Below are 11,771 nucleotides of genomic sequence, written 5' to 3' on the forward strand. Positions count from 1 at the left end.
ACAATTACATCTTTCATTTCTTCTGTCTTTGCATAGAGCTCATTGGCAGAACGTGATACATTTGAAGTGTTTTGTCCTACCTTCACAACAAGTTCGTGTACTTTATCAACGAATTTATTGAACTTCTTTGAAAGTACCTCGAATTCATCTTGTGTCTCAACCCTTTCCAGTCTTTTCGTGAGATCCCCATCTCCTTCGGCTATGTCCGTCAGCATGACAGTAATCTTCTTTAGCGGTTTCATTATTCTGTTTGAAACGAGAAGGGAAACCAATGGCAAAATCAGGCAAAGTATAAAAACACTGATCAAGACTCCTCCGAATATAAAGGCGTTTATTTTATTGTTAATGGTTTTCTTTTCGATGCCTATATGTAAGATGCCTGCACTATCTCCTCCATCGGGTTTAATGGGGTATGCTTTGTCAATGACATTCTTTGGCTGCTCGAATGTTTTGTTCATATACTGCTTTTCGGTATGGTAATGGATTAGCCCTTTGGTATCGGTAACCGCCAGATATAGGATGTCCTTATCTGAAGTTTTAGCCCTCTCACAGTCCCTTCCGATCCATTCCGTTATCACTCCGCTGCTTCCCAGCGAGCCTGATTTCAGTATTTCATTGATCGTCTTAATGACACTTTGTGCAGATGCGTTTATCTTACCATCAATAGCTTCACGATAATATTTTGAGAAATTGTATACATTAACCCCTATACACAAAATTGCTGTTGTCAGCACTGCGAGAAAAATTACCAGTATGAGTTTTGTTCTCACACTTTTATACTTCTTCATAATTTATCCCCCTCTTGTTTGTTAATTTGGTTTCCTGAAGCTTCCCATTTTATATAATTATCGGAATTATATTAAATAACTTAAGTATGAAAGTGGGGATAACAAAGACGTTTTTCACTTATTATGACACCTCATTCATAACAACCCAGCGTATGCAAAAACTTCCCTATTCCTCCAATGTCAAGAATAAAAATTGGCCCTCAATTGATTTTGTTTTAAGATTTACCGGACACACAACAAGGCAGGGTAAGGCTTTCCGGGGAGTTTACTGTTTTGTGTCCACTGTGAATGCAAAATAGAAAAGTCTCCATCCTGCAAGGACAATCCCATCCACCAGGAAAAAATTGATTGCATTTTTTGAAGTTTGGAGGTAAAAGTTCTAATTTGCTAAAGGCAAACAAATGGAAATAAAAAAGGCCGGTATGACAGGAAGAATTTCTTTTTGCCGGGGGAAAGATATTTACTTTTTAAAGAGCGTTCCCCTCATCCTCCCTAAGGCCAGATATTGAATCAGGAGCCATGATTATGGGTAAGACAATGGAGGAACTTTACAGAGAACGGGAACAGCGGGTTTTGGATGCCATAGCCCTGGGAAAACCGGACAGAGTGCCGATCCTTGCACACTTCAGTTTTTTTCCGGCCAAGTACTCGGGAATGACAATAGAAGAGGTCATGTATGATCCCGAAAAATTGTGGAAGGCGCAATGGAGAACCCTGACGGAATTCGAGCCGGATATGGACAATAATCCCTTTGCCCTTCGTTTTCTTGGACCCCTTCTCGAAACACTCGATTTCAAACAGTTAAGATGGCCAGGACACGGCGTTGCAGCGGACTTGAGCTACCAGTTTGTGGATGGTGAGTATATGATGGCCGACGAGTATGATGCCTTCCTCGCCGACCCTACCGATTTCATGTTAAGAACATATTGGCCCCGCATATTCGGCGTCCTTAAGGGCTTTGAAAAGCTCCCTCCCCTCAGGGACATCATCACATATGCCATGGGTACGCCTTTTGGCTTCGGCGTATTTGGTTCTCCGGAAATGATAGAAGCCCTGGAAGCTCTCAAAAAAGCAGGCGAGAAATCTCTTCAGGTCGGATACTACTCCAGACTTTTCGTCGAGAAAGCGCGAGAAGCGGGCTTTCCTATGCAATATGGAGGCTTCACCCAGGCACCCTTTGATACCCTGGGCGACTACTTCCGGGGCACGAAAGCCTCTATGCTTGACATGTACAGAAGGCCGGATAAAGTTATCAAGGCATGCGAAAAGCTGCTTCCTATCATGATTGAACTGGCCGAGAACGCATCCCGGGTGTCCGGAAATCCCAGGATATTCATACCTATCCACAAAGGATTGGATGGTTTTATGTCTCAAGAGCAGTTCAAAAGATTTTTCTGGCCGACATTCCGGGATCTTGTGGTGGCCCTTATCAACAAAGGTCTGACCCCGTGCGTTTTGTGGGAAGGGAACTGTACTTCCCGACTGGACATCATCAAGGATGTACCCCCTGCAAGGGCGATTTACGCCTTCGAGTCAACGGACATCTTCAAGGCAAAGGAGGTGCTTGGCGCTCAGGTTTGTATCCGTGGAAATGTGCCGCTGTCTCTGCTTGCCACCGGTACACCGGAAGACATAAGGGCCTACTGTAAGAAATTGATCGATATTGTCGGGAAGGACGGAGGATATATCATGGACTCGGCTGCGGGGTTTGACGACGCAAAGCCGGAGAATGTAAAAGCCATGTTCGAGTTCACAAAGGAATATGGCTTTTACTGACAGGTCCCCGATCCAGGGGGTCCGCTGAATGTTGTTTGTTTACAAATTCTAACTGCAAAGGAGGTATGAGATGAAGAAAAGCATTATGGTTTTACTGATGGTGGTTGCCTCAGCCCTTGTTCTCGGTTCTCCGGTAAGGGGAGCAGATGTTATAAAACTCAAGGCTGCCAACTATCTTCCGGTTACTCACAAGATGTCTATTCTTACCGCAAAGTTCTGTGACGAGATCAAAAAGCGCACAGACGGCAGGGTCCAAATCACGTACTATCCCGGCGGTACCCTTCTTTCACCGGTGAAGATGTTCAACGGCGTGGTGACTGACATTGCAGATATGGGAGTTTCTCATATTTCATACACCCGCGGACGTTTTCCCGTGATGGAGGTCTTCGCTCAACCACTTGGATTCCCAAGCGGGTATGTGGCATCCAAGGTAAGCCAGGACTTTTACTCAAAATTCAAGCCCGCTGAATGGGATTCTGTCCAAGTCCTCTACATCAATACTTCGGGACCGTTAATTGTCCAGACCATCAGCAAACCCGTGAAGACCCTTGAAGATATGAAGGGCCTTAAACTGAGGGCGACAGGCGAAACTGCCGACGTCGTGAAGGCCTTAGGTGCTGTTCCAATACCACTTGAGATGCCCGATGTTTATGAGTCTCTCAGAAGGGCTGTGATCGACGGAATCATGGTGGACCTTTCCACGCTAAGATACTGGAAATTCGCTGAGGTCGTCAGAAACGTCACCGCATCGTGGCGGCTCGGTACCGGTTACACCTTTTACTTTGTGATGAACAAAGCCAAGTGGAACTCCTTGCCTCCTGACATTCAAAAAATCTTTATGGAGGTCGCCGCAGAGACGCAGGATGCCCAGGCGCGCCTATGGAATGAAATGGACATTGAGGGACTGGATGCCTTTAAGAAGGAAAACGGCCAATTGATATCTTTGTCCGAGGCGGAAGCAGGGAAATGGATAAAGGCTGTGGAGCCTATGGTGGGCAGTTACAAAAAAGAGATGGTATCCAAAGGGTTCAAGGCTGCTGATGTTGACGCGTGGTTCAGCTTTATCAGGGAGCGGATCGATTATTGGAAGGCAGAGGAAAAGCGGGGAGGGGTGAAAGCACCATTTTAGACTGGATCGGCCTGCGAATCCCCCGGGTTTTGTCATTGGGACGCGGGGGACATTTTTTAATGAATAACAAGGCAGGGCAAGGCTTTCCGGGGAGTTTACTGTTTTGCGTCCACATTGGACGCAAAATGAAAAAGATCTTGCGGGGGCATAAAACCTATCCCGCCCAGTCTTCCACTATCATCCTGAAGGCTTTTTCACCACCGCTCAGGACACCGCCATATCCGCCGCCGGGATTTCCCCAGGCGCTCGCTAAGTAGAGTCCTTTTATTGGTGTTTTGCAATCAAGCCTGTTCATAAAGGCATTGTCCACAGTCTGATTGAAGCCATATATAGCACCCTCCGGATTCCGCGTGAAGTGCCAATTGGTGAGAGGTGTTGACGATTCCCTAACCTCAATCATAGAGGAAAGTCCTGGGATAAAATCCTTTTCCGCCCTGGCAATAAGGACCCTTGTCCGTCTCTCCTTCTCCTTATCGTAGGCGCTTTTTTGTCCTGCCTGGTAGTCGGACTCGAATTTACGCCACGGTTCGTAACCGCTGAGGCAAAGGAGCGTGACCGTTGACTTTCCGGGCTTTGAATATTCCTGATAAAGATGATCGTAAACGGTTACACTGTACGGAGCCCGCTCGATCTCGCCATTCATGCACGATAGGTAATCGGCCTCTATACCGCGGCCTGTCTTGAAGCCTTGACGATAGGTCTTTATGATCTGTCTCACATCTTTGTTGAGTCCAAGCCAGACTATGAAGGTCGAAAGGCTCGTGCTGTATCCGTCAAGTTTCTTGAGGTAATCGGCTGGCACTGAACCGGGTGACAGCATCTTCTTAAACGTGGTGAGCGCACTGGCATTGCTCACTACTGTTACAGCCGGGAGGACTCTGCCATTGTGCAACTCAACACCCTCCACGGCGCCGCCCTTGACCCTGATGTTCTGTGCGGCAGTTCCATAAAGGATCTTTCCCCCGGAGCGTGTGATCGTCTCTGCAAGGGCATCACTGAGCGCCTGGGATCGGGGCCGGATATAGAACGAGCCGTTCTTGAGGCTGCCGCCTCGCGCAGCGGCAAAATAGAATGCCGAAAGTTTTGAAGGGGGTAGACCATAAGCGCCCCAGCCGGAAGCGAGAAGATCCTTTAATTCCTGATCTTTTACATAGCCGTTGAGCAAATCTGCGAGGGTCTTATCTTTCACATTCCACATCTTCGGATACTGGAGAAGGGAGACCCTCCCGGAGTTACCCTTCCTCTTGGCAAGACTCGATATTTCGTCCGATATGCCCGTAATCTCGTTGACAAAACTTCTTATCCCGTCCTTTTCTGAAGGGGACTTTTTGGCAAGGGTCTCCACCAATGACTCAGGGGTCTGCTGATCGGGAAGGGAAACCATCGGCAACTTGTCGAGTATCCCCAGGTCCTTCATGATAGCCGCTGTGCTGTTATTGTTGATGGTAATCAGGTGGAGGGATACCTCGAAGGTAAAATCCCCCCTTTCAAAGGCTGTCGCGTACCCTCCGGGGATTGTGTGCTGTTCAACGAGCGTGACAGGCACGCCGAACTTCGAGAGGTACGCGGCGGCGCAAAGCCCGCCCAGTCCAGCACCGATTACCACAACGGGATAGTTCGCCTTGTCGCCCATTGTGGCAGCCAGGGCATTAATCTTTGACCAGTCAAGGGCAAGAGAAGTAGCGGTGATGGCGGACAGGGTAATAAAAGAGCGTCTCGACATTTTTTCTTCAAACATGGCTCTACTCCTTTTTTAATAGGTTTTTTTGATCCATAACGACATGCTACTCCAGCTTATGGACAATGGTTCTTATTACATCAAAAACTGAATGAAGTGATTCAATGTCCTCATCACTCAACTTCGACAAATTTTCCTTGACGATTTTTTTCAAGCCCTGTCTCCTCTCTTTCACAAAAACTCTCCCTTTTTCCGTTATGATGATGTTTATAACTCTCCTGTCGGCGGCGTCATTTTTTCGTTCAACCAACCCTTCATTTATAAGCCTGTCGACGAAAGTGGTCATGTTTTGCTTGGCTATGAATAGTTGCTTCCCTATTGCCGATACCGGAAGCGGCCCTCTTCTTTCCAGGATTCGAAGTATATGGTAGGTCTGATTTCTCAATGATGCAAGCGCCGGGTCACCGGAATCTCCATTGAAAAGGTGTTTCAACAATGGAAAGAGGAGAAGCGCGCTCTCGGAGAGCTCATCCAATTGGTTTTCTTTCACAATAGTCTCCTTGGTTATGATATATGATAGTAGTAACTTATGATAGTAATATGATATTACCTTATTGTAATTAAAAGTCAAGCAATTTCTTCAGATATTTTCGCGCGTAAAAGTAAAAGAAAGAATAATGGCGGCATGACAGGAAAAATTTCTTTATGGCGGGGAAAAGATAGATGCCGTAATTCTCCTGCCTTCAGTAGGATTGATTCGTACCAATTGCCGGATCAATGCCGGATGTTTCGTCTGCCATAATAATGCCTGATCCTTTACTCCAGATAAGCCAGACTTGTTCATTCAGTTCATATGGCATTACCATGCCTTCGATAAAAAGGTAATTGAGGACCTGCACATCCAGCAGATTATTGTTGGTCAAACGAATCGAATAGCGTGTCACATCGCCGAGGAACATACTTTTCTCGATAACCCCGTTGATTCCGTTTTCATAGCTTTCCGGTTCAAGGAGACTGACCCGAATTTGTTCGGGCCCCACCCCGTAAAGAACATGCTGACCCGTTTGGAAGGGATGATGACCCCGGCGATGGACCGGCCAATATCCCAAGAGTTTAATCTCGCACCGATCCTCTGTAGAAGCAGTTACATGCCCTTCAAAAAAGTTGATGTCTCCGACAAAATCGGCAGTAAATTGAGTTGCCGGGGCATAATATACATCGCTGGGAAAACCGTAATGTTCGATACGCCCTTGATTTACAATGGCGACGCGATCTGCCAGTTCGAAGGCCTCCTCCTGATCATGGGTTACCATCATTGTGGTGACGCCAATTTCCTTAACAATCTTTTTTAACGATTGACGAAGCTGTATGCGGGTTTTAGCGTCTACAGCCCCGAAAGGTTCATCAAGTAAAAGTACCCGCGGTTCATAGGCAAGAGCCCTCGCCAGCGCTACACGCTGCTGCTGCCCCCCCGACAACTGCCCTGAATATCGGGAACCCAATCCGGGCAGGCCCACTAACTCAAGCAGACGCTCACTGCGGGCCTGTCGTTCCGAGAGGGGCACTTTCCTGATTTTCATTCCGAACTCAATATTCTCGGCAATGGTCATATTAGGAAAAATCGAATAATTCTGGAAGACAAACCCGAGGCCACGCTGCTGTGGGGGGAGATGGGTGATGTCAATGTCGTTCAGCAATATCCGTCCCTCATCGGGTAGTATAAGGCCTGCTACCATGCGCAGGATGGTGCTTTTCCCGCTGCCGCTTGATCCGAGAAGAACAACCAGTTCTTCGTCGGCCACATCCAGTGAGACCTTGTCGACAACAGAATGCTTGCCGTATTTTTTACTGATTTGTTCAATAAGAATTGACATTATGTACCTCGCTGAAAGCTGAATGGTCTGGAGCAATTTTTGTGAATTACAAATTTAAATACTATTTTTTGAAAAACCGTGGATACTGTTGGTGTTGAATTCATCGTTGCCTCCCTTTTTTACCAGTTCGTCCGGCAAGAAAGAGGATAAGAGAAAAAAGTATGAAGGAAAGGATCGCAAGAATAGCTGCAACGGAATTGGCTGCCTGAATGTTGCCGCTTTCAAACTGAGAAAAAATATACAACGGGGCAGTCTGTGTCCGTAGCCTAAGGTTTCCCGAAACCATCACCGTTGCACCGAATTCTCCCAGAGAGTGGGCAAAGGTCAGTAAAGCACCGGTGAGCAGGCCGCCTTTCAACGCCGGGAATACAATGTGCCGGAAAGACTGCCAGCGGCTGGCGCCCATGGTGTATGCCGCTTCTTCGTAGGTTATTTCCAGGTCATCCAGCACGGGTTTAATGGTCCCCAGCATGTATGGAAATGTAACAAAAACGTGTGCAAGCAATACCCCAACAGGAGTGAACATGGGCTGTATTCCTAAGGGCTCCAGCATCTGTCCGAAAAGACCGATGGGCCCCCATAGAAGAAGAAGAGAAGTACCGACAACGACGTTGGGAATTGCAACAGGCAGATTAAGTACGATGCCGAACTGCTCACGCCCCGGGAAACGGGTTTTGCTGAGAACGTAGGCCGCGTAGGTGCCAAGCACAGTATTGATAATTGCGGTAGCGAAGGCAATAATCAAACTGAAGCGAAGGGCAAAAAGTACATCCACAGTTACGAGGGCGGCTCCAAAATTGCGGAGGCCTCCTCGTAAGGCATAAATGAAGACCGATGACAGCGGTAACAACAAAAGAGGCAGCAACACCAGGACCAGAAAACCGGCCGGGAGCATGGAATAGATCTTTTTCTGAAATAACTTGTCCTGGTTCATGGTTTTAACTCCTTGAGGACCCCGTTTTTCCATATTTCATCGATGATATTGAGTTTTGCCTGCTGCCAGCCGCCAAAATCATCAATAAAGAAGGGGTCATGAATAAGTCCGAATTCCGTATTAGATACATTCAGCCTTTCATCAACACTTCTAAATCCGCTCTCAACAAAGATACGCTGCGCTTCTTCGCTCCAGAGAAAGTCGACAAACGCCTTGATAAGTTTAACTTGCTTCCTGGAAATATGGGGATCGATAACAACCGCGGTATGTTCACTTAAAATCGTACTTCGGGGATAAACGATTTCAAAACGTGATGAGCCGTGAGAACGGCTCCAGATGGCATCCTGTTCATATGTGATAAGGGCATCTCCAAAACCGTTGTCAAATTGGGTTTTGGCTGCCCTGCCGCTGCCGGCCTGAATACCCACATTTCGCCAGATGCCGAGGAGCATGGACCTGCCGGCGTCCGGACCTGAACCGGGCTGTCTCACGGCAGCGCCGTATTCGGCAACAATGGCCCAGTTGGCGGCTCCGGATGTGAGCGGATCCGTATGGATGATCCGAATTCCGGGTCGAACCAGATCAGAGAAATCGTGTATTTTTTTCGGATTATCAGGTCTTACCAGTATTACAAAGGGTGTACGATTAATAACACCCTTGTGGGGTAGCTCCTTCCAGGTTTCGGTGCGGATGACCCCGGCCTTTTTGAGCCGCTGGACATCCAGCTCTGTTGAAAGGATTGCAATCTCCGCAGGAACGCCCATGATCAACTGGTTTGCTACGGTGCCCGATCCGGCAAAAGAGCTGATAAGCTCCACGTTCTGCCCGGTCTGGGCCATCCACTTTTTCTGAAAGGCTGGGAATATGCTTTTCGTGATCACAGGTTCAAGAATGGAGAATCCATAAAGTACAATAGTTTGGGGATGATTGCTTCTTTGCGAAGGCAACCAGGGCCAGACAGTCCAGAGAATCAGCGCCAGCATCATACAGGCTGTTATAACTCTTCGCACCAGGCGATATTTAACGTAAGAGACAGGGTGGATAGGCATGGGAAGTTTTTCTGTTTTTCTCTTCATTTTCCTTTTATTGTAGACAGGTTGTCAAGGGTATTTTAGTTAATAAAGCTTTGACCTCAATCGTTTTTACTTTAAAACTTACCTGACACAGAACAGGGTAGGATAAGGCTTTCCGGGGAGTTTACTGTTTTGCATTCACAGTGAATGCAAAATGAAAAAGGTCTCGCGCCTGCTTAATAAATCCACCCATTTGTTTTGCCGATCACAGAATGCGCCTTGCAAAGGGTATTTTCATGATGCAGTAATGACATAAGGCAAAGGTAAAGGGCGTTGCAGCAGCAAAGACAACGACAAATTTAAGCAGGGGATGGATCGGCATATCCTTCATAAAATAGGTAAAGGCAACCACAACGGGCGCATGAAAGACGTAGACTGCAAAGGCGTCTTTCGACAATACCTTAAAAAGCCTTCCCTGATGATTGTCGTACTTGTTGCCAAGATATATGCAGCATATAATAGCCCCTACACAGGTAATATTTTCCCAGAGGGCGCCGAATAATCCCTGCCAGGTCGGCCCTCCTCTGTAGAGCATGGCATGTTTATGCAGTATGCCGTCATAAAACATCAACCCGACAAAAAGAAGGAATGAGAAGGCCAATACTTTTATCCAGAATCTGTAAACATCATCATTTATGCAGGCCAGCCAGTTCCGGCGATAGGTTACGATCCCAACGATAAACATGGCAATATACGGCGGATAGTTGCCGGGCCTCAGATGAAAAACCTTATAAGTAGCAGGGTAGTATATCCGGGTCAGAAAGGTGATAAGCCCTATGGCGATCGCAAAAAACAAGATTGTGGCATTGGCAGGAAAAGTACTGTTGTTCCGTCGGTCCGGCAAAGAAGCCTTTGCAAATAAATGCCACAGAGCGTAGAAGAAAGAAAAGATGATAAGAACTTCTGCAAACCAGAGGGCCGCGGGAGCTACATTTTTGAAATAATAAATATTTTCCAAGAAAGAGTATTCTGTGGAAAGAGTGTTGAATTTAACGAAATATGTAATAGTGGGGCCGATCAGGCAAGAATAAACAACAAGAGGTATGCCGAGTTTGATCAGTCGTTCTTTCATAAAGCTGAGTGGTCCTTTTCGATCATACGCAGCAGGTGTGAAAAAAGCGGCTATAAAAAAGAAAAACTGGATAACAAACGCCCTGCCAAGAAAGGTGAAGATGGTTAAAAATATCTGGGACAGGGTGTCACCGGCGTATTCCGCATAGTACCATCCGCCCGGAACTCCGTAAATGACCGCCGCATGGTGAAGCACCACAGAGAACGTCATGTATATTCTTAAATTGTCTATGAAATACAGTCTTTTCGCTTGTTTACTGATGACCGGTGTCCCTTCATAAAATATAAAACGCTTATGGACCCGACAGAACACCCCCTCGTTCGTAACACTCCCTGCCGGGACTTTCTTTTATACGGCGATTTCCCGAATTTTTCAATATTTTTTTATATGGAAGATCAATGTGTCCGGGCTGTTTCAGACTATGGGTGTAATCCTTGTTTTTAGGAAACCGCGAAGCTCACACCATGTAGGTGGCTTATACATAATCGAAGTCTTCCTGAAAGTAACATATACAGCCTTTTAATTTTCATAGCAGCTTTCATACGGCAATAAATGCCCAGGATATTGATAATTTTCTTAAACCTCATAAGAACATTTTATAATAATCATAATGGAGCGCATATACAGCTACCGATCCCGAATATCATTGGTGGAAACCAACTATATTTTACATGGATTTCACTTGACGTATTTATAATGTTCATATAATAATCTTAATATAACAATATATCGGCACTACTTATCACCATGAGGGGGCCGCCTGAAAGACTCATTATTCGCACATTCAGAACTGATCGAAGAAATATCCGCCTTAAAACAGAGAATTCAGGAACTGGAACAATCGGAATCAGAGCTTAGAAAGGTTTCGAAAACGTTCAGTGAGTATATGCGCCAGTCGGATAATATTTTTGATGCGATAAATTACTCTGTCTGTGTCATCAGTCCGGAGGGACGGATCATCAAGTGCAACCGATCTACTGAGAAGTTACTGAGCAAATCCGCCGATGAGCTGAATGGTCATTTCTGTTTTGAGGTGGTACATGGTATCCCGGAACCCCTTCCTGGTTGCCCGCTTCTTCGCATGAAAGAAACAAACTGCAGGGAAAGTGCGGTCATCGAGTCAGATGGCCGATGGCTGGAAGTCACGGTAGATCCAATATTGGATGATAATCAGCGTATTGTGACAGCAGTACACACCATTGCAGACATAACCGAACGCAAAAAGGCTGAAGAGGCATCGCGGAAAAACGAAGATAGATTGCAAAGTATTTTCAGTGCTGCCCCTGTGGGGATAGGGGTTGTCTCTAAACGGCCTGTTGCCCAAATCCCCTTAACCTTTGCGAGGGTAGTCCAACTATTTTGCTACAATGTCCACAATAGTATACAATAAACTGGCATTTTATGCCTTCATATGATACAATAACTCATCTCAACTACAAGGAGATAC

The 11,771-nt window shown here is 46.4% G+C and carries 10 protein-coding genes; 3 read left to right on the forward strand and 7 right to left on the reverse strand.

The genetic code is table 11. From position 1 onward, the window contains the following. On the reverse strand, nucleotides 1–788 hold a 788-nt coding region (locus NT178_07225; GenBank protein ID MCX5812321.1), incomplete at its 3' end, for a HAMP domain-containing protein. 525 nt (nucleotides 789–1,313) lie between these two features. On the opposite strand from NT178_07225, the gene NT178_07230 reads away from it, so the two are divergent. Both NT178_07230 and NT178_07235 read left to right on the forward strand, forming a co-directional pair. Next, nucleotides 1,314–2,564 (forward strand): hypothetical protein, encoded by a 1,251-nt coding sequence (locus tag NT178_07230; protein ID MCX5812322.1) that lies wholly within the window; start codon nucleotides 1,314–1,316, stop codon nucleotides 2,562–2,564. Between the two features lie 85 nt (nucleotides 2,565–2,649). After that, entirely contained in the window at nucleotides 2,650–3,693 is a 1,044-nt protein-coding gene (locus tag NT178_07235) for a TRAP transporter substrate-binding protein (GenBank protein MCX5812323.1), read from the forward strand. Between the two features lie 154 nt (nucleotides 3,694–3,847). Here NT178_07235 and NT178_07240 read toward each other — a convergent pair whose 3' ends face one another. The 6 genes from NT178_07240 to NT178_07265 all read right to left on the reverse strand — a co-directional run bounded on the left by NT178_07240 (nucleotide 3,848) and on the right by NT178_07265 (nucleotide 10,636). Then, the gene (locus NT178_07240; GenBank protein MCX5812324.1) at nucleotides 3,848–5,431 is read right to left on the reverse strand and encodes an NAD(P)/FAD-dependent oxidoreductase; all 1,584 of its coding nucleotides are present in this window, start codon (nucleotides 5,429–5,431) and stop codon (nucleotides 3,848–3,850) included. 46 nt (nucleotides 5,432–5,477) lie between these two features. Then, on the reverse strand, nucleotides 5,478–5,921 hold the full coding sequence (locus NT178_07245; protein ID MCX5812325.1) for a MarR family transcriptional regulator: 444 nt from the start codon (nucleotides 5,919–5,921) through the stop codon (nucleotides 5,478–5,480). Between the two features lie 193 nt (nucleotides 5,922–6,114). Next, entirely contained in the window at nucleotides 6,115–7,245 is a 1,131-nt protein-coding gene (locus tag NT178_07250; GenBank protein ID MCX5812326.1) for an ABC transporter ATP-binding protein, read from the reverse strand. Between the two features lie 100 nt (nucleotides 7,246–7,345). Continuing rightward, the gene (locus NT178_07255; GenBank protein ID MCX5812327.1) at nucleotides 7,346–8,179 is read right to left on the reverse strand and encodes an ABC transporter permease; all 834 of its coding nucleotides are present in this window, start codon (nucleotides 8,177–8,179) and stop codon (nucleotides 7,346–7,348) included. Further along, a complete protein-coding gene (locus NT178_07260; protein ID MCX5812328.1) occupies nucleotides 8,176–9,255 on the reverse strand; it encodes a sulfate ABC transporter substrate-binding protein in 1,080 nt (359 codons plus the stop codon). Before NT178_07260 ends, NT178_07255 begins: the two co-directional genes overlap by 4 nt. Before the next feature lie 202 nt (nucleotides 9,256–9,457). Further along, nucleotides 9,458–10,636 (reverse strand): acyltransferase family protein, encoded by a 1,179-nt coding sequence (locus NT178_07265; GenBank protein MCX5812329.1) that lies wholly within the window; start codon nucleotides 10,634–10,636, stop codon nucleotides 9,458–9,460. Between the two features lie 574 nt (nucleotides 10,637–11,210). On the opposite strand from NT178_07265, the gene NT178_07270 reads away from it, so the two are divergent. After that, the gene (locus NT178_07270; GenBank protein ID MCX5812330.1) at nucleotides 11,211–11,714 is read left to right on the forward strand and encodes a PAS domain S-box protein; all 504 of its coding nucleotides are present in this window, start codon (nucleotides 11,211–11,213) and stop codon (nucleotides 11,712–11,714) included. The last annotated feature ends 57 nt before the right edge of the window (nucleotides 11,715–11,771 follow it).

The organism is Pseudomonadota bacterium (assembly GCA_026388255.1).
In the GTDB taxonomy this organism is placed as follows: domain Bacteria; phylum Desulfobacterota; class Syntrophorhabdia; order Syntrophorhabdales; family Syntrophorhabdaceae; genus JAPLKB01.

Bases quoted from the DNA above. Each gene is read 5' to 3' on its own strand.
- NT178_07230 (MCX5812322.1), top strand. From the start codon at position 1,314: ATGGGTAAGACAATGGAGGAACTTTACAGAGAACGGGAACAGCGGGTT.
- NT178_07235 (MCX5812323.1), top strand. From the start codon at position 2,650: ATGGTTTTACTGATGGTGGTTGCCTCAGCCCTTGTTCTCGGTTCTCCG.
- NT178_07240 (MCX5812324.1), bottom strand. From the start codon at position 5,431: ATGTTTGAAGAAAAAATGTCGAGACGCTCTTTTATTACCCTGTCCGCC.
- NT178_07250 (MCX5812326.1), bottom strand. From the start codon at position 7,245: ATGTCAATTCTTATTGAACAAATCAGTAAAAAATACGGCAAGCATTCT.
- NT178_07255 (MCX5812327.1), bottom strand. From the start codon at position 8,179: ATGAACCAGGACAAGTTATTTCAGAAAAAGATCTATTCCATGCTCCCG.
- NT178_07260 (MCX5812328.1), bottom strand. From the start codon at position 9,255: ATGAAGAGAAAAACAGAAAAACTTCCCATGCCTATCCACCCTGTCTCT.
- NT178_07270 (MCX5812330.1), top strand. From the start codon at position 11,211: ATGCGCCAGTCGGATAATATTTTTGATGCGATAAATTACTCTGTCTGT.